General features: G+C 69.6%; 21 protein-coding genes. 11 read left to right on the top strand and 10 right to left on the bottom strand.

The annotated features are described in order from the left end of the window. Positions 1-105: 105 nt before the first annotated feature. The 7 genes from ASG51_RS07435 to ASG51_RS07405 form a co-directional block, all read right to left on the bottom strand. Positions 106-591, bottom strand: a complete 486-nt coding sequence (locus ASG51_RS07435; protein WP_200927220.1) for an ATP F0F1 synthase subunit B — start codon at positions 589-591, stop codon at positions 106-108. Between the two features lie 92 nt (positions 592-683). Then, on the bottom strand, positions 684-1247 hold the full coding sequence (locus tag ASG51_RS07430) for an ATP synthase subunit B (protein ID WP_056379991.1): 564 nt from the start codon (positions 1245-1247) through the stop codon (positions 684-686). 106 nt (positions 1248-1353) lie between these two features. Beyond that, a complete protein-coding gene (locus tag ASG51_RS07425) occupies positions 1354-1581 on the bottom strand; it encodes a F0F1 ATP synthase subunit C (RefSeq protein ID WP_018044493.1) in 228 nt (75 codons plus the stop codon). Positions 1582-1689: 108 nt separating this feature from the next. Further along, complete coding sequence (locus tag ASG51_RS07420) at positions 1690-2445, bottom strand: F0F1 ATP synthase subunit A (RefSeq protein ID WP_056215786.1); 756 nt, start codon at positions 2443-2445, stop codon at positions 1690-1692. 116 nt (positions 2446-2561) lie between these two features. Further along, positions 2562-2936, bottom strand: coding sequence for an AtpZ/AtpI family protein (locus ASG51_RS07415; protein ID WP_056274132.1), 375 nt, complete (start codon positions 2934-2936; stop codon positions 2562-2564). Between the two features lie 227 nt (positions 2937-3163). Further along, positions 3164-3817, bottom strand: coding sequence for a thioredoxin domain-containing protein (locus ASG51_RS07410; RefSeq protein ID WP_056355509.1), 654 nt, complete (start codon positions 3815-3817; stop codon positions 3164-3166). Between the two features lie 89 nt (positions 3818-3906). Further along, positions 3907-4392, bottom strand: coding sequence for a DciA family protein (locus ASG51_RS07405; RefSeq protein ID WP_056215776.1), 486 nt, complete (start codon positions 4390-4392; stop codon positions 3907-3909). 208 nt (positions 4393-4600) lie between these two features. Here ASG51_RS07405 and mutY point away from each other — a divergent pair, with 208 nt between their 5' ends. Next, complete coding sequence (gene mutY / locus ASG51_RS07400; RefSeq protein ID WP_244480085.1) at positions 4601-5923, top strand: A/G-specific adenine glycosylase; 1323 nt, start codon at positions 4601-4603, stop codon at positions 5921-5923. Positions 5924-5933: 10 nt separating this feature from the next. On the opposite strand, the gene ASG51_RS07395 is transcribed toward mutY, so the two are convergent. Beyond that, complete coding sequence (locus tag ASG51_RS07395) at positions 5934-7061, bottom strand: site-specific DNA-methyltransferase (RefSeq protein WP_056274162.1); 1128 nt, start codon at positions 7059-7061, stop codon at positions 5934-5936. Between the two features lie 354 nt (positions 7062-7415). After that, positions 7416-7595 (bottom strand): hypothetical protein, encoded by a 180-nt coding sequence (locus tag ASG51_RS07390; protein ID WP_056379986.1) that lies wholly within the window; start codon positions 7593-7595, stop codon positions 7416-7418. Positions 7596-7750: 155 nt separating this feature from the next. Between ASG51_RS07390 and ASG51_RS07385 the strand changes: the two genes are divergently transcribed. From ASG51_RS07385 to ASG51_RS07355, 7 genes are all read left to right on the top strand, one after another. Next, on the top strand, positions 7751-8107 hold the full coding sequence (locus tag ASG51_RS07385; protein WP_056274143.1) for a septal ring lytic transglycosylase RlpA family protein: 357 nt from the start codon (positions 7751-7753) through the stop codon (positions 8105-8107). Between the two features lie 77 nt (positions 8108-8184). Then, the gene (locus ASG51_RS07380) at positions 8185-8499 is read left to right on the top strand and encodes a polyhydroxyalkanoic acid system family protein (RefSeq protein ID WP_056215767.1); all 315 of its coding nucleotides are present in this window, start codon (positions 8185-8187) and stop codon (positions 8497-8499) included. An 89-nt stretch (positions 8500-8588) separates the two neighbouring features. Continuing rightward, on the top strand, positions 8589-8816 hold the full coding sequence (locus ASG51_RS07375) for a hypothetical protein (RefSeq protein WP_056215764.1): 228 nt from the start codon (positions 8589-8591) through the stop codon (positions 8814-8816). A gap of 81 nt (positions 8817-8897) precedes the next feature. Next, positions 8898-10721: an ATP-binding cassette domain-containing protein gene (locus ASG51_RS07370; RefSeq protein WP_056379984.1), complete on the top strand. Its 1824-nt coding sequence runs from the start codon at positions 8898-8900 to the stop codon at positions 10719-10721. A 99-nt stretch (positions 10722-10820) separates the two neighbouring features. Continuing rightward, positions 10821-12785 (top strand): BON domain-containing protein, encoded by a 1965-nt coding sequence (locus ASG51_RS07365; RefSeq protein WP_156389611.1) that lies wholly within the window; start codon positions 10821-10823, stop codon positions 12783-12785. A gap of 22 nt (positions 12786-12807) precedes the next feature. After that, positions 12808-13089 carry a hypothetical protein gene (locus ASG51_RS07360; protein WP_056379980.1) on the top strand — a complete coding sequence of 94 codons (282 nt, stop codon included), beginning with the start codon at positions 12808-12810 and terminating at the stop codon, positions 13087-13089. Positions 13090-13252: 163 nt separating this feature from the next. Beyond that, complete coding sequence (locus ASG51_RS07355; protein ID WP_056379978.1) at positions 13253-15814, top strand: HWE histidine kinase domain-containing protein; 2562 nt, start codon at positions 13253-13255, stop codon at positions 15812-15814. Here ASG51_RS07355 and ASG51_RS07350 read toward each other — a convergent pair. Next, entirely contained in the window at positions 15811-16428 is a 618-nt protein-coding gene (locus ASG51_RS07350) for a biliverdin-producing heme oxygenase (RefSeq protein WP_056215748.1), read from the bottom strand. The genes ASG51_RS07355 and ASG51_RS07350 overlap by 4 nt on opposite strands. Before the next feature lie 140 nt (positions 16429-16568). Here ASG51_RS07350 and ASG51_RS07345 point away from each other — a divergent pair, with 140 nt between their 5' ends. From ASG51_RS07345 to ASG51_RS07335, 3 genes are all read left to right on the top strand, one after another. After that, positions 16569-17012, top strand: coding sequence for a DMT family transporter (locus tag ASG51_RS07345; protein ID WP_056215746.1), 444 nt, complete (start codon positions 16569-16571; stop codon positions 17010-17012). Between the two features lie 97 nt (positions 17013-17109). Next, positions 17110-17571 carry a tellurite resistance TerB family protein gene (locus ASG51_RS07340; protein WP_056215742.1) on the top strand — a complete coding sequence of 154 codons (462 nt, stop codon included), beginning with the start codon at positions 17110-17112 and terminating at the stop codon, positions 17569-17571. Positions 17572-17715: 144 nt separating this feature from the next. Then, positions 17716-17906: GTP-binding protein (locus ASG51_RS07335; RefSeq protein ID WP_244480084.1), on the top strand; the 191-nt coding region annotated here is incomplete at its 3' end.

The following is a 17906-nucleotide window of genomic DNA, read 5'->3' as shown; positions in this document are numbered from 1 at the left end:
CCGGCGCGATCGGGGCGGCCTTTTAGCACGCTGCCGGCGTGGGACGGCGCCGAAAACGAAAAAGCCGCCTCGCGGCGGCTTTCCCTGGTGTCGCAGAGGGAAGGATCAGGCCCGCAGGCGGGTCCGAACCTCGCCGAGGCTCTGGCGGACGAGGCCTTCGGCCGTCTCACCCTGCATGCGCTCGCGCAGGATGACCTCCGAAACCTTCACCGCGGCGTCGGCAGCGGCGGCCCGAACCTGGGCGGTCGCCTGGACCTCGGCCTGCGCGATCTTGGTCTCGGCCGACTTGGTACGACGGGCGATGAAGTCGTTCAGGCGGGCATGGCCCTCGTCGGCGATCCGCTGGGCCTCCTCGCGGGCGGACGCCACGATGGCCTCGGCCTCGCGCTCGGCCTCGGCGCGGCGCTTCTTGTAATCGGCGAGGACACCAGCGGCCTCCTCACGCAGGCGACGCGCCTCGTCGAGTTCGTGGCGGACGCGCTTGGCCCTGCCGTCCAGCCCCTTGGTGATCTGGTTGAAGCCACCGACCTTCCAGACCACGGCCATGAACAGGACGAAGGCGACTGCGACCCAGAATTCGGCTTCCAACAACATGCTCGTCGTCCCAACTCGATGGTGTCCGGCGGTCCGGCGGGGTCTTCGCCCCTCGGGTCCTGCCGGTCAGGTATGGTTTGGCGTCCGCCTCAGTGCGGGAAGGAGACGCTGTCGAGGGCCTTGGCGAGGGCGCCCTCGTCGGGGCTGCGGCCCGTCAGGCGCTCGACGATGGCCGAGGCCGTCTCGCCGGCGATGCCGCGGACGTTGCCCATGGCCTCGGCGGTGCGGGTGCGAAGCGTCGCCTCGGAGGCGGCGATGCGGGCGTTCAGCTCGGCCTCGAGCGCCTTCCGCTTGGTCTCGGCTTCCTGCGAGAGGGCCGTGCGGGTCTCGAGGGCGATGGCCTGCGCCTTGGCCTGCGCATCGCTCAGGGATTTCTCGTAGGCGGCTCCGGCGGCATCCGCCTCGGCCTTCAGGCGCTGCGCCTCGTCGAGATCGCCCGACAGACGCACGGCGCGGTCGTGCAGGATGGCCTGGATGCGCGGCAGCGCGATCTTGTCCATCAGGTAGTAGAGCAGCCCGAAGGCGAGGGCGAGCCAGATGAGCTGGGACGCGAAGGTGTGGCTCTCGAAGGGCGGGAAACCGCCGCCATGTTCGGCGGCCGGCGTCGCGACGAAGCCTTCATGCGTTGCGGTCGAATGGGCCGGCTGAGCCATGACGTCCTTCGCGTAAATACAAGGAGTGGGGACCGGACGCCTCTGCCATCCCTGCGGGAGGCGGCGTCCGGTCCGGTATCGGTTCGAGATCCGTGACGAGCGTGTCTTAGACGGCGAACAGGAGCAGCAGCGCGACGAGCAGCGAGAAGATGCCGAGCGCTTCCGTGAGGGCGAAGCCGAGGAGCAGGTTGCCGCGCTGGCCGTCGGCGGCCGACGGGTTGCGGAGCGCGCCGGCGTAGAACTGGCCGAAGAGGTTGCCGAGGCCGATGGCGGCGCCCGCCATCCCGAGACAGGCGAGGCCGGCACCGATGTACTTGGCAGCTAAGGGATCCATCAAATTGCTCCTGGTGTCCGTGTCGTCGTTGCGTGGAGAGAAATCCGGCCGCGATCGCGAACCGGGGACGGAAGGGGGTGTCCCGGCCCTCGGCCGGGATGACCCGGCTCAGTGGCCGGGATGCAGGGCGTCGCTGAGATAGATCGAGGCGAGCGTCGCGAAGACGTAGGCCTGCAGACCGGCGACGAGGAACTCGAGAGCCGTGACGGCGACGCTAAGGGCCAGGGGCAGCGGCGAGATGGCCCCCCAAGCGCCGGCGGCGAGCAGCGCCGGGACGAAGCCCGCGAAGATCTTGAGCGCGATGTGACCGGCCAGCACGTTGGCGAAGAGACGAACCGCGAGGCTGATCGGACGCGAGATGAAGGACACGATCTCGATCGCGACGATCATCGGCAGGAGCCAGCCGGGCACGCCCGACGGAACGAACACCTTCAGGAACTTCGTGCCGTGGGCCATGAAGCCGTACACGATGACGGTGCCGATCACGAGGAAGGCCAGCGCGAAGGTGACGATGATGTGGCTGGTCACCGCGAAGGCGTAGGGGATCATGCCGAGCATGTTCAGCACGAGCACGAACATGAAGAGCGAGAAGATCAGCGGCATGAAGCGCTCGGAGCCGTGACCGGCGGATTGGCGCAGGGTCGAGCCGATGAACTCGTAGAAGATCTCGGCCATGGACTGCATGCGGCCCGGCACCACCGAGCGGCGGGCGGTGGCCACGACGGTGATCAGCGCGATGATCCCGACGGCGGCGAACATGTAGAGCGCGGACTGGGTGAACGCGATCTCCTGGTTGCCGATATGACCGAAGGAGACCAGCGGCTTGAGCTCGAACTGGTGGATCGGATCCATCTTTACGGCCATTGCCGCTCCCGCCCTTCTGACTCTCGGCCGGCCAGACGGCCCGCCACCACCGGTGCCGCGCGAGCGGCATGATTTCAATTCGGTTCGCCGCGTGCGCGGCGCTTCCCCGAGAACCGCTAGCGGTCCTCTTCCTTGGTCGGCACCTTGGGAAGAGACCCCGAGGCGCGCATGACGTTGTAGACGCCGGTGACGAACCCCAGCATCAGCAGGACGATCAGTCCCCAGGGTTTCGTCCCGAGGTAATGATCGAACATCCAACCGAGAATGCCCCCGGCGAGGACGCCCGCGATGAACTCGGTCGAGAGCCGCATCGCCTGGCCGAGAGGAGAGGGCCCGGCCGAAGGACCGGGACGCGTCGAATGACCGGGAGGGGCACTCGGCCGCTTCCGCTCAATCTGCGTCTCAAGACGTTTGAGCCTCTGAGAGAGGTCCGCGTCCAGTGCTTTCTTCCGCCCGTCCCCGCCTTCGTCCGCAGTTTCGTTGCCGCTCACGGCGAGAACTCACATTGGCGAGAGCGGAGGGAACCGGCGGAACGCCTCCTTCAAGCGGGGCGCACCATAGTTTCGCCCACCTTGGGTGTCAAGGCGCCCTCGACCTCACGTAAGATATTGTTGCACCACGAGAAATCGGTGTTTTGCCGATCCGCCCCCCGGTGTTCTCGCACCGGGCCGACGGCGGCGGGCGAGGCCGTCGCCGCGACGGACCCGCTTCGGGGATCTCAGGCGCCCAGGAGGGGCTTGATCACCTTCTCCATGCCCTCGATGGTCATCTCGCCCTTGAAGCGCTCGCCGTTGATGAAGAAGGTCGGGGTCGAATCGACCTTGAAGGTGTCCATGCCCTTCTGCTTGACCGCGTTGACGGCGCCGTAGAGCTTCTGGTCCTTCAGGCAGGCCTCGAACTTCTCCTTCGAGAAGCCGGCCTGGCGCAGCATCTGCTCCATTGCATCCACCGGCGATTGCGGCTTCTGGACGTAGGCCCAGGCCTGCTGCTGGTCGAAGAGCAGGTCCGTGATGGGATAGTACTTCGCATCGCCGTCGCAGCGCGCCAGCATGAAGGCCGCCGTCGCCAACGGGTCGAGGGGGAACTCGCGGAGGGTGAAGCGCACCTTGCCGGTGTCGATGTAGCGCTCCTTGAGGGCCGGCCAGGTGTTCCTGTGGAAGGCGGCGCAGTGCGAGCAGGTCATCGAGGCATACTCGATGACCGTCACCTTGGCGTCCTTCGGGCCGAGCCAGACGTCACCGAGCGGACCGGGCTCCATCAGGGTCGACAGGTTCGCGTCCTCCGCCGCGGCCGGGAGGGTGAACCGGGGCAGGAGGATCGCCGCGCCGACGGCAAGGCCGGTGGCTTTCAGGGCATCGCGTCGGGTGATCATGATCGGGAGGGCTCCGGTCGCGGACCAAATCTTCTCGTCAGCGATGCGGTAGAATCCTGCAGGCGTCCTGACAAGGCTGCGCGGCGCGCCTAGCGCTTGTGTGTTGTCGCCACCACTGCCGTTCCGAGGCGGTCGAGGGCGTCGCGCAGGGCGTCGTGCTCGATCGCCTGGACCGCAAGCGCCACTTCGCCGCGGCGGACGGGATCCACCACCGGCGGCGCGGGGCGACGCCCGATCCGGTCGACCCGTCCCTGGCGCATCACGATCTTGCCGACGCAGGCCCAGCCGTAATGGGCATTGATGCGCTGGATCACCACCGGCGCGAGGTGCTGCAATTCGAGGGCGAACACGCCTTCGACCCGGACCACGAGGGTGCCGGGATCGGGGCGCCCCTCCTCCTCGCGCCGACGCCGGCGCGGCCATTCGAGCTTCGAGGGCTGGCAGTACCGCGCGAGCCGCTCCCCGACGATCTCGGGCCAGGCGGCCAGAATGTCGGTGGAGGCGAACCCTTGCGCCGCGAAGGCGGGGCCGATGCAGCCCTCCAGCAGCTCGGCGAGGGGTTTGACACGCGCCATGCGCAGGGTTTCCGTAGTGTCCGACCGGGACGAGATCGAGGCTCCGATATCGCCCGCAATGGTTAGCATGCCGTTCCGTCCGGCCGAAGCGGGGCGCCGCCCCCCCCGCCCGACGACACGTTCAGGCAGGTCGGCCCTGGAGAAGTCGGCCTTGGACGCACCCGGCCGGCGGTCTATGGACGGGCTTCCCCATCACGCGCCGGTGCCCGTGCCCCACACTCCAGTTCCAGCCCCCGAGGCCGCGGATCTCCTGACCTGGTACGACCGGCACCGCCGCGTCCTGCCCTGGCGGGCGCTGCCGGGCGAGACGCCCGATCCGTACCGGGTCTGGCTCTCGGAGGTGATGCTGCAACAGACCACGATCGCGGCCGTCAAACCCTATTTCGCGAAGTTCCTGGCGCGCTTCCCCACCATCGACGACCTTGCTGCGGCGCCCGAGGAGGCGGTGATGTCGGCCTGGGCCGGGCTCGGCTACTACTCCCGGGCCCGCAACCTGCACGCCTGCGCCCGGGCGGTGGCGGCGGCCGGGCGTTTTCCCGACACGGCCGCGTCCCTGCGCAAGCTGCCGGGCATCGGCGCCTACACGGCGGGCGCCGTCGCGGCGATCGCGTTCGACCGTCAGGAAGCGGCGGTGGACGGCAATGTCGAGCGGGTGATGACCCGGCTCTTCGCCGTCGAGACCACCCTGCCGGCGGCCCGCCCCGAGATCCGGGCGCTGACCCAGGCCCTCGTGCCCGCGGACCGGCCCGGGGACTTCGCCCAGGCGGTGATGGATCTCGGCGCCACGCTGTGCACGCCCAAGCGCCCGGCCTGCGCCCTCTGCCCCTGGATGGCCCCCTGCCGCGCCCGGGCCCTCGGCCTTCAGGAGAGCTTCCCCAGGAAGGTGAAGGCCGTGAAGGGCACCCTGCGCCGGGGTGCGGCCTTCGTGGCGATCCGCAGCGGCGACGAGGCGGTCCTGCTGCGCACCCGGCCGCCCGAGGGTTTGCTGGGCTCCATGGCCGAACCACCAATGAGCCCCTGGGAGCCCGACTACGATCCGGCCCAGGCCCTCCTGGACGCGCCGCTCGACGCGCGCTGGCGGCGGCTGCCGGGCCTCGTCCGACACGGCTTCACGCATTTCCCCCTGGAGCTGACGGTGTTCGTCGCCAAGGTGGCGCTCAGCACGCCGCCGCCGCCGGGCCTGCGCTTCACGCCGCGCCGCGACCTCGACGGGGAACCGCTGCCAGGCGTGATGAAGAAGGTCCTGGCACACGCCTTCGATCCGAAGCCGGAGGCCGCGGAGCCGCTGGCGGAAAGGGCTGCCAAGCGCGGCAGGCCAAAGGCGATGCGGAGCCTCACGGATACGCCGCTCTTCGCCGAGCCCGAGCCGGAGGCACCCGCTGCGTCGCCGCGCTTCCGCCCGGTGCCCAAGCCCGCCCCGCGCCCGGCGCCAGCCCCGATTTCCGACGGGTCGATTGACGAGTTCGAAGGCCCGGCCGAGGCGGCACCCCCGGCCGCCCCCCGCAGACGGGGACGACCGCGGTCGCGCTGACCGGCGCCCCTCAGGCGGCCGAGCCCATGGCGGAGCGCATCTGGGCGCGGAAGACGTCGATGAGCACCGGCTTGCCGTTCCGGGTCGCATGCCAGAAATCCCAGCCGTTGCAGGCCGGAAAGCCCTGCACCAGGGCGCCGATCTTGTGGATCGAACCCGTGGCCGGTCCGGCCATCAGGGTGCCGTCGGGACGCACGATGGCGCTGTGCCGGCCGCGCGCGTCGGTCAGGGTCTCGCCGGCGCGGATATGCCCGGCCTCGATGACGCTGAGGAAGGCGACGCGGGGCTCGGCGCGCTTGCTCGGAGCCACCAGCAGGGCGGCCTGCGACAGGGGTTCGACGGCGTCGATGCGGGCGCGGGCCGCCTCGGCGTAGACCGTCTCGCGCTCGATGCCGATGAAGTGCCGGCCGAGGCGCCTGGCAACCGCACCGGTGGTGCCGGTCCCGAAGAACGGGTCGAGCACCACGTCGCCGGGATTCGTCGCCGACAGGAGCGTGCGGGCGAGCAGTGCCTCCGGCTTCTGCGTCGGATGGACCTTCTGCCCGTCGGCGCCCTTCAGGCGCTCGTCGCCGGTGCAGAGCGGGATGAACCAGTCGGACCGCATCTGGACGTCGTCATTGCCGCCCTTCAGCGCCTCGTAGTGGAAGGTGTAGCCCTTCGACTCCGCGGAGCGGGAGGCCCAGATCAGGGTCTCGTGCGCGTTGGTGAAGCGCTTGCCGCGGAAGTTCGGCATCGGGTTGGCCTTGCGCCAGACGATGTCGTTGAGGATCCAGAAGCCGAGATCCTGCAGCGTGGCGCCGACCCGGAAGATGTTGTGGTACGAGCCGATGACCCACAGGGTGGCGTTCGGCTTCATCACCCGGCGCGCGGCCGCCAGCCATTCGCGGGTGAAGGCATCGTAGGCGGCGAAGGTCGAGAACTTGTCCCAGTCGTCGTCGACCGCGTCGACCCGGCTCTGGTCGGGACGCAGGAGCGCGCCGTCCCCGAGCTGAAGATTGTAGGGCGGATCGGCAAAGACGCAGTCGACGCTGGACGCCGGAAGGGCGTTCATCGCAGCGATGCAGTCTCCGACGAGGATCTCGTCGAGGGGGAGACGGTCTTCGAGAGGAAAACGCTTGGCGGCGGGTACGAGACCCATCCGCGGCGCCGACACGGGCCGCCCGGTACGCGAGACACTTTTCCGGGCGACGGTGTCGGCAACCGCGGTACGCAGGGAAGCCATGGCAAACACCGGTTACGCGACTGACCGGCAGACCTTGGCCCCGTTAACGTAAAGGGCGGGTTGCCGGGACGAAGACAAGGCGTCTCGATTTGGGGCTGCAATTTTTGCCGGGTTGGTCGTTCGAAGAGCCACGAGGCTATTGCGACAGCATCGCCGCTCGAACGAGCAGGTCTCGAAAGATCTGAGAGAGACCGGCCGCAACCGTCCCAGCGGACCCTGTGGCGGCCCAGCCGGTGCCGCGATCGGCACCGGGTCCACCCGGCCTGGACCTCACAACTCCGCGGAAAGAGAAAATTCGTCTCCGGCGCCCCTCGCGACCCCGTCGCAGACCAGGGTTTCACTGAGCGCAACGCTGATTTCGTTTTTCCGCATCCCACCGTTGCGCAGCGACGCCGGCTGCAACGCGGTCTCGGCGATTTCACTGGTGTTCCAGCATTGCCGTTTCGTCATCGCAAAGCCCGCGGATATTCGACAATATGGCCACACACAACCAGTGATGAATAAACCGTTATAGCCTCAATTCCGGCCCCGGCCGCCACATTTGTCCGGTCTCATTTTGGCCCTGTTCCGCTTCATTTTGCCGGCCATCCGAAACAACAAAGGGAATGCGGATGACCATCAAGCCTGTTCGTGGGGCCGCTGCCATCATCGGGACCGTCGTGACACTTGCCGCCGTTCAGCCAGCCAGCGCCCAGAGCGGTGCCGCCTCCTGGTACGCGAGCGGCCATCGGACGGCGAATGGCGAGCGCTTCAATCCGAACGGGATGACCGCCGCCCATCGCACGTTGCCGTTCGGCACCCGGGTCCGGGTCGAGAACAAGCGCAATGGCCGTTCGGTGGTGGTGCGCATCAACGATCGTGGCCCGTTCATCCGAGGCCGGATCATCGATCTCGCCAAGGGCTCGGCCCGCGCCCTCGGCATGGGCGGCACGACCTACGTCGCCCTGAGCGTGGTGAACTGAGCTTATCGGGCCGGTCGGCGTTGTGAGAGGGACCGGCCGGCCCCATCTGGTCGGTGAAACCGAGAGCTCAGACCCTTATGGCAAAGCCGCTGATCGTCGAAATCCCCCATGAACTCGGCCTGGCCGAAGCCCGTCGGCGCATCGCGGACGGGATCACCCAGGCCGACGGGTTATTCGCCAAGGCGGGTGTCGCCGTCGAGAAGATGGCGTGGACCGACGACCGCCTCGACTTCGCGATGGCTGCCCTCGGCCAGAAGGTCGACGGGCAGGTGGATGTTCGCCCCGAGACCGTGCGGGTCGAGGTCCGGCTGCCGCTGTTGCTGGCCCTGTTCGCGCAGCAGATCCAGAAGAAACTTGGCAACGAGGGCAACCTGCTCCTGACCAAGAAATGACGAGTGCCGCCGGCATCGCGCCCGGAACCTCCCTCGGCGACGGACTGTTCCACCGGTCCGCTCCCCGAGGCTCTTGAGAGGCGCAACCGATGTCGAACCCCGGCCCGATCCCCGAAGTCCCGGTGCCCGAGACGCCCTACGAGGCGCCTCAGACCCCGCCCCCCGGCCCGGACACCCCCGGGACCGACGTGCCGGGGACGACCCCCACCGAAGCGCCCGACGTGACGCCCACCGAAATCCCGGTCAACGATCCGGATATCGGCCCGGCCATCGCCCCCGATCCGATGCCGACGGGCCCCGCCAACCCGACGATGTGAGTGGGGCACGACCGCGGGTTTGCAAGGGCATTCCGATTCCGGGTTTGTTCGAAGGCGCGGTCGCTGCCATAAGCCGGCCCCATGGCCGCTCCCCCGCTCCTCACCCTCCAAGACGTCGCGCTCACCTTCGGCGGCACGCCGCTGATCGAGCGCGCCGAGCTCGCGATCTCCCCCGGCGAACGCACCTGCCTCGTGGGTCGCAACGGCTCGGGTAAGTCCACTTTGATGAAGATCGCCGCGGGGCTCGTGGAGCCCGACCGGGGCGTGCGCTTCGTCCAGCCCGGCACCACGATCCGCTATCTGGCGCAGGAACCCGACTTCTCCGGCTTCGAGACGACCCTTGATTTCGTCGAATCCGGCCTGACCCACGGGGATGACGCCTACCGAGCCCGCTACCTGCTCGAGAGCCTGGGCATGACCGGTGCCGAGAACCCGAAGAGCCTCTCGGGTGGGGAGGGGCGGCGGGTCGCCCTGGCCCAGGCCCTGGCGCCGGAACCCGACATCCTGCTCCTCGACGAGCCCACCAACCACCTCGACCTGCCGGCCATCGAGTGGCTCGAATCCGAGCTGAAGAGCGTGCGCGGCGCCCTCGTGCTGATCAGCCACGACCGGCGCTTCCTGTCCGCCCTGTCGAAGACCACGATCTGGCTCGACCGCGGCGTCACCCGCCGGATCGAGCAGGGCTTCTCCACCTTCGAGGCCTGGCGCGACGCCTTCTTCGAGGAGGAGGAGCGCGACCGGCACAAGCTCGAGCGCAAGATCGCCGACGAGGAGCACTGGCTGCGCTACGGCGTCACCGCCCGGAGGAAGCGCAACGTGCGCCGCCTCGGCAACCTTCATGCCCTGCGCAAGGAGCGGCGCGAGGATCGCCGGCCCGTCGGCACCGCGACCATGACGTCGACGGAGGCTGAGAGCTCCGGCGCCCTGGTGATCGAGGCCAAGCACGCGGCCAAGGCCTACGGCGCCCGCAAGATCGTCGACGATCTCTCGCTTCGGGTGATGCGCGGCGACCGCCTCGGCATCGTCGGGGCCAACGGCGCCGGCAAGACCACGCTGATCAACCTGCTCACGGGGCAGCTCCCGCCCGAGTCCGGCACGGTGGCGCTCGGCACCAACCTCAAGATGATGCTCCTCGACCAGGCCCGTGCGGTGCTGGAGCCGACCATGACGGTGACGGAGGTGCTCACCGGCGGCAGCGGCGATTCGGTGAACGTCGGCGGCGTCAGCCGCCACGTCATCGGCTACCTGAAGGATTTCCTGTTCGCGCCCGAGCAGGCCCGCACCCCGGTGAGCGTCCTCTCGGGCGGCGAGCGCAACCGCCTGCTCATCGCCCGCGCCCTCGCCCAGCCCGCCAACCTCCTCGTCCTCGACGAGCCCACCAACGATCTCGACCTCGAAACCCTCGACCTCCTGCAGGAAATGCTGGCGGATTATTCCGGCACCCTGATCCTGGTGAGCCACGACCGCGACTTCCTCGACCGGGTCGTCGGGAGCGTGCTGGTCAGCGAAGGGGAGGGCCGCTGGGTCGAGTATGCCGGCGGCTACACCGACATGATCGCCCAGCGCGGGGAGGGCGTGCAGGCCCGGGCGGCCGCCGGGCGGACCGAGAAGGCGGAGGCCCGCGCCGACGCGAAGGATCGCGCCAAGGGCGGCGATGCGGGAGCCCCGGCCGGCAAGCCCAAACTCGGCTTCAAGGACCAGCACGAGTTGAAGACCCTGCCGGACCGGATGAAGAAGCTCGAATCCGATATCGCCAAGCTGCGCGAGGTCCTGGCCGATCCGGGACTCTACGCACGGGACCCGGCCCGCTTCGCGAAGGCGTCGGATCTGCTCGGCGTCGCCGAGACCGAATTGGCCAAGGCCGAGGACCGCTGGCTCGAACTGGAGATGCTGCGCGACGCCTGAGCGAGGCTCATGCGGCGCCCCGGCCTTCATGATGCCGTGAACGCCGTGTGAAGTGCCGCCCTGGCGTTCGCTCCCGCGCGCCTGCCACCGGGGTCCGACGTGTCCGCCGCTTACGCACTCCGTGACCGATCCCGCCGCCTCGGCTGGGCTGCCGGCCTGCCCGGCCTCGCCCTGATCCTCGGCTTGTCCGCCGCCTGGTTCACGCCGCGCCTCGAGTCGCAACTCGGCGAAAAGGCCGATGCGGTGGCTCGGGCGACGGCGACGCCCGGTGCCGAGCCGTGGCTGCGCGTGTCGGTCGAGGGGCGAGACCTCGTGGTCACCGGCGAGGCGCCGGATGCCGCGACCCGCGATTCGGCGTATCAGCGGCTCGCTGCCCTCGACGGTGTCCGGCGAATCGTCGGCCCCGTGGGCGTGGTCGAGCCGGCTTCGCCCTTCCTGTGGATCGCGACCAAGGGCAAGGACGGGGTCGACGTGACCGGCGTGCGGCCAGCCGAAATCGGCCCGAGCGCCCTGGCCGAGCAACTCTCCCCCGCCCTCGACCCCGGAACCGCACTGCACGACCGCGCCCGCGCCGCCCTCGGCGCGCCACCGGACTTCGCCGCGGCGGCCGCCTATGCGCTGGCGCGGCTGCGTGCCCTCGCGCCCGGCGGCCGGGTGATGCTGGAGGACATGCGCCTCTCGGTCGTGGGCGAGGCGGCCTCCATCGCCGACGACGAAGCCTTGCGGACGGCCCTGGCCGATCTGCCGACCGGCTATGGTCTGGGCCGGGTCGAGATTCGGCCGGCGGTCGTGCCGGATTTCCGCTTCGTCGCGTCTCGGGAGCCGGGGGGCACCCTGACGCTCTCGGGCCACGTGGTCTCGGACGCGGCGCGCGCCGAGATCCGGGCGCAGGCGGCACAGGCCTCGGAGACGGGGCGGATCGAGGACCGGATGCGCAGGGCGCGTGGCCTTCCGCCCGGGGTCGATGCAGCCGCGATGGCGCGTTTCGCCCTGAGCCTCGCCGCGTTGATGCAGGAGGGGAGCGTCACCGTCGCCGATGCGCGGATCGCACTCGAGGGCGTCGCCCTCGACGCCCAGGCGATCCCCGAGATCGAGGAATTGTTGCGCGAGGGGATGCCCGCCGGGCTGAGCCGGGGCGGCGCGACCCTGAGCACCCGACCGCTCTCGCCCTATCAAATCCTGCTCCGGCGCGACGCGGAAACCGTGACGCTGTCCGGCCACCTGCCGGATGCCGAGGCGCGCGAGGCCCTGCTCGGGACCTTTCGTCCACGGCTGTTCCGCGAGCGCCTGATCGACCGCACCCGCCTCGGCGAAGGGGCCCCGCCCGAGCTCGCCCGGGTGCTGCGCGCGACCGCCACGGCCCTCACCCTGCTGGGGCGGGGCGAGGCCCGGTTCGCCGATCGCGCGATCACCCTGACGGGCGAGAGCCTGTATGCGCAGGGTGGCCGGCGCGTTTCCGAAGACCTGTCGGCCGCGATGCCGCCGGGCTGGACCGCGGCGATCTCGGTGACGACCCCCGACGCAGCGTCGGCCTGGACACCGGAGCGCTGCGTCGATGCGCTCGGGACCAAGCTCATGGGCCAAGCCCTCATATTCCCGCCCGGAAGCGCGATTCTGACGCCGGCCTTCTACCCCCTCCTCGATGGGATTGCGGCCCTGGGCAAGACCTGCCCGACCCTGCGCCTGGTGGTCACGGGCCATCTCGATCCGAGCGGCGCCACCGCGGCACCGAAGCCTGTCGTCGAGACCGCGGTGGACAGCACGGCGTCGCTCGACGCGGGCAAGGATGCCGGCAGAGCACCGAGCAAGGCACCGGCCGGATCCTCCGGCTCGCGTGCCTCGGATAAGGCGCCCGGCAAGTCCAATCCGAAGGACAAGGCCGTCAGGACCGAGGCGAAGCCGGCGGCTCAACCGGAGCCCGCCCCCGATCTCGCGCAGGGCCGTGCCCTCGCGATCGTGGAGTATCTGCTCCAGGCCGGCCTTCGTTTCGAACAGGTCGCTGCCGCCCCGGCCGGCTCGCCGCGTCCGGCTGGCCAGGGCGTCGGGATCGAGTCACGGTCATGACGATCCGACGGAGGCGAACGGCGTGACGCTCCTGGCAACCCTGCTCTGGCCCCTCGCGGCCGTCAGCGCCCTCCTCGGCGGCGCCATCGGCGCGCTGACGGGCCTGCCGCGGACACCGACTGCGCGCCGCAGCGCCGGCCTTCTCGTCCTGGCAGCGGGTCTGGCCGGGGGCCTCGCCGCCGGGGGCTTCCTTTCGGGACGGGCAGGCTTCTGGCTGGAGGCCGGGGCGCTCGGACTCGGGTCCTACCTGATCGGAGCGATCCTGGCGGCCGGGGTCACAGACCGGATGGGCACCCGATCGTGAGACGACGAATCCCGTCGGCGTCGCGCCGGCCTGTGGCATCCGCAACACAATCGACTCGAAACTGCGTCCGTTGCCCGACCATCGAGGAGACTTTCCGGACGGTCTGTCGTTGGTCTCGACGCACTTCTCCGAACGGACATGGGACCGGCGAATCAGAGACCTGATGATCGAATCTTCAGCACGTCCCCGACCTGTGGACCTTACGTCCTGCGATCGGGAACCGATCCACATCCTCGGCGCGGTTCAGCCCTTCGGTTTCCTCATCGCGGTCTCCCCGGACTGGATCGTGGTCCGGGCCTCCGAGAATGCCGCCGGGTGGTTGGGGCAGGCGGAAGCCGATGTGCTGGGCCTTCCCCTGGCCGACCTGATCGACGCGGAGGCGATCCATCTGATCCGCGGTCACCTTCAGGCCCTGCGCGGGCCCGATGCCATCGACCGGATTTTCGGCACCGTCCTGCAGGCCGGAGGTGCCCCCTTCGACATCGCGCTGCACATCTCGGACGGCATCATCGTCATCGAGGCCGAGCCGAGCGTCAGCGAACACCTCAACGCCGGCAATCTCGTGCGCAGCATGGTCGGACGCCTGCAGCAGACGGTGGGTTTCGACCCGTTCTGCCGGGAGGCCGTGCGCCAGATGCGGGCGCTCACCGGCTTCGATCGCGTTATGGTCTACCGCTTCGACCCGGACGGCTCGGGGGTGGTGATCGCCGAATCCGCACGCTCCAGCCTTGCCCCCTATCTCGGACTGCATTACCCGGCCTCAGACATTCCGAAACAGGCGCGCGCCCTCTACGAGCGCAACTGGCTGCGCATCATCGCGGATGTCGATGCCGAACCTGTCGCCGTGCTGCCGCAGCGCGATCCCCACGGCCGACCTCTCGACCTGTCGATGAGCACCCTGCGCACGGTGTCGCCGATCCACCTCGAATACCTGCGCAACATGGGGGTGGCGGCCTCCCTGTCGGTGTCGATCCTGCGGGGCGGCAAGCTCTGGGGCCTGTTCGCCTGCCATCACACCGAGGCCCGCCACATCTCGCTGGAGCGCCGAACCGGCGCCGAACTGTTCGGGCAGATGTTCTCGCTGATCCTGGAAAGCCGGGAGCGCGAGGCGGAGGCCGCCTACGAAGGCAGTTCCCGGGCGCTGCATGACCGACTGATGGGTGCGCTCGCCTCGGGCGGAACGAGCCTCGAGAACATCACCGATTTCCTCGACGACATCGCGGGAATCGTCACGTGCGACGGCATCGGCGTCTGGGTCAACGGCGAGATCACCCTGCGGGGGGCGACCCCGACGGCGGAGGAATTCACCGGTCTCGTGCGCTTCCTCAACCGGACGGCCGCGAGCCGGGCCTTCGCCACCCAGGAGATCGGCGCGGTCCATCCCCCGGCCGCCGACTACCCCGAGCGGGCCGCGGGACTCCTGGCGATCCCGATCTCGCGGGCGCCGCGGGATTTCCTGGTGTTCTTCCGTCGCGAGATCGCGCGCACCGTCACCTGGGCCGGCAATCCGGAGAAGCCGGCGAGCCTCGGACCGAACGGTCTGCGCCTCACGCCCCGCAAGAGCTTCGAGGCCTGGACCGAGGTGGTCCGGGGGCAGGCCGCCCCCTGGAGCGCGGTGGACCTGCGCATCGCCGAGGCCCTGCGCATCACGCTGCTCGAGGTCATCCTGCGCCTCACCGATTCCGCCGAGAAGGAGCGCAAGACCGCGCAGGAGCGCCAGGAGCTCCTGATCGCCGAGCTGAACCATCGGGTGCGCAACATCCTCAACCTGATCCGGGGCATCGTCGCCCAAAGTCGCTCGGGGTCCGACAGCGTCGAGGATTTCGCCGGCGTCGTCGGGGCGCGCATCCAGGCCCTGGCCCGGGCGCACGACCAGATCACCACCACGAACTGGGGACCGGGTTCCCTGCGCGACCTTATCACCCTGGAGGCGGAGGCCTATCTCGACCAGCAGGCGGGCCGGGTCCGTCTGGACGGCACCGATGTCCTTCTGGATCCCCAGGCGTTCTCGACGCTTGCCCTGGTCATCCACGAGTTGATGACGAACTCGGCGAAGTACGGCGCCCTGTCGGAGGGGGTCGGACAGGTGGACGTGGCCTGGGAGCGCGATGCCTCGCAGTGCCTCGTGATCCATTGGCGCGAGAGCGGCGGCCCGCCGGTGAAGCCGCCGAGCCGCCGCGGCTTCGGCACCACGCTGATCGAGCGCTCGATCCCCTACGAGCTAAAGGGCGAGGCGGAGATCACCTACGAACTCACCGGCCTGCGCGGCCGCTTCGCCGTGCCGGCGCGCTACGTGCGGGCCGCACCGACCGTCGCCGCCCCCCTGTCGCGGGAGCGCGACCGGACGCCCGAACTCGATGCCGCGGCGTTGTCCGGGACCGTCCTGGTGGTCGAGGACAACATGATCATCGCTCTGGAGGCCGAGGAGATCCTGTCCACCCTCGGGGCGAGCGCGGTCGACATGGCGGGATCCGTGCACGAAGCCCTGCGGCAGATCGAGGCGGCGCATCCGAGCTTTGCCCTCCTCGACGTGAATCTCGGCGCCGAGACGAGCCTGCCGGTCGCCCGACGCCTGATCGCGGCCGGCGTGCCCTTCGTCTTCGCGACGGGCTACGGCGAGAGCTTCCGAATCCCGTCCGAGCTCGGCGCCGTGCCGATGATCAAGAAGCCCTACACCGCGGATACCCTACGCCGGGCCCTGGCGAGCACGCCCCCCCGGGACTAGCCCGGCGCCTGCGCCGCCTCGAACAGCGCGAAGGCACGTTGCGCACCACGGATCGCGGCGGCGTGATCCGCGACCGGGCGCGTCCCGAGCCAAGTCGCGAAACTCGGCCAGAGGCGGAGTCCCGCGCCGTGCCGGAGGAAGCGGGCGTTCCCGTGGACCAGCGGGTCCGGGCTCGCCAGGACCTGACGGAGCAGAACCTGGCCGCCGAGGCGCGAACCTTCCAGAACGTAGAGGAGACCGGGCGCCTCGGCGCTCGACAAGGTGGGGGGCAGGGGGGCGGGCGCGACCTCCGGAGGGGAAATCGCCAGCCCGGACAGGTCGGCCTGCAGGACCGTGGACCGGCGGCGGGCCGCCCAGTCCGGCGGCAGGTCGGCGGCATCGGCCCCGTCGAGCCAGGTCTCGATCTGCGCGAAGGGGTCACGCATCGCCGACAGGAAGCGCACATAATCGGCTCGCCGACTCAGGTCGTAGGCGACGAACCCCGCATCGAGGCGCCGATGGGCCGCATCGGTCTCGGCGCGCAGGGCGAAACGAAGATCGCGCGGTGCATCCGCACCACCCCGCCGCGGCTCCGGATCTCCCGCGTCGACGGACCCCCTGGCCGTCCCATCCATACCGCGTTTCCCTGTTATTTGGCCCCGTCACCGTTCTTAGCCGATCTCGGGCCCCCGCCAAGGACTTATCACAGGGTACCTGCACGACCCCGGCTCGCTCTCGCGGCCCGGTCCGCAACGCTGAAGGCCCAGGATCGACCATGTGGCTCCTCTACGGTTTCGTCCTCCTAGCCGGCATCGCGAACGCAGTGCAGTCGGGCGTGAACGCGACGCTCTCCAAGAACCTGGCGCAGCCCTTCGCCGCAGGCATCGTCGTCTCGCTGGCCGGGGGCGCGACCCTCCTCGCCCTCGGCCTGGTCCTCGGTCGTTTCGCCTTTCCGAGCCTCGGCGACATGCGGGCCGTGCCGCTCTGGGCCTGGTTCGGCGGCGTGGTCGGGGCGCTCCTCATCCTGTCCCAGCTGTTCGCCGCGCAGCAGATCGGGGCCGCGCCCTATCTGGGGCTTCTCATCACCGCCGGCGTCATCACCTCCATCCTGCTCGACCATTTCGGCTGGATCGGGTTCGAGCAGCATCCCCTCACCCTCTGGCGCGCCCTCGGGGGCGTGCTGATGATCGGCGGTATCGCCCTGGTGGCGCTGTTCTGAGGCGACGGACGCTTGTCATCGGCGCGTGGAACCGCGATGCCTGCCGCGGCGTCGATGCCGCGCCCCGCAACGATCCCGTCCGTGTCCAGAGCCCCCAATGAACATCTTCCAGGACATCGTCAGCCGCTTCAGCCAGACCGTGACGGCCTATGCCGGCGATACGGTCCTCATGCAGGCGATGGTCTCCGCCGCCGCCAACGTGATGGTCGCGGACGGGGAGATCGCCAGCGCGGAATTCGATACGGCGCTGGCCGGCCTGCAGGCCAATCCCATCCTCGAGAAGGGCTACGACCGGCTGATGCTCGAGAGCGAACTCTACGATGGGATCGCCCGTGCCCGGACCCGGGCGGGCCGGGCCGAGAACCTGCGCCGCGTCGCCGCCATCGAGGGCCGGGGGCAGGAGGAACGCGAAGCGACATTCCTGATCGCGGCGGACGTGGCCGACCTCGACGGCATCGCCGACGTGGAGGCGCAGGCCCTCGAGGAAATCGCCACCGCGCTGGGCCTGGACCGGGCCGCGTTGCTCGCCGCATCCCCTGTCCGACGCCCGGTTCCGTAGCATGCCGGAGCGCCTTGTCCCGCAAAGCCCTTGATCAAAGGACGGCAAGCCTCTAAGCGGGCCCCCGTCTTTCGCCCGGCTCGACAACGCGTCGAGCGACAGCCCGGGCGACCGCTCGTGTGAGCTTGCCGCAGGAAAGAGACGATGGCCAAAGAGAAATTCGCGCGTACGAAGCCGCACTGCAACATTGGCACGATCGGTCACGTGGATCACGGCAAGACGTCGTTGACGGCGGCGATCACGAAGGTTCTGGCCGAGACGGGCGGAGCGACGTTCACGGCCTACGACCAGATCGACAAGGCGCCGGAGGAGAAGGCGCGCGGGATCACGATCTC

Origin of the sequence: Methylobacterium sp. Leaf465 (assembly GCF_001424705.1) — a bacterium.
Lineage (GTDB): Bacteria > Pseudomonadota > Alphaproteobacteria > Rhizobiales > Beijerinckiaceae > Methylobacterium.
Note: the sequence above shows the minus strand (reverse complement) of the source record. Positions and strands in the feature narration are given on the sequence as shown.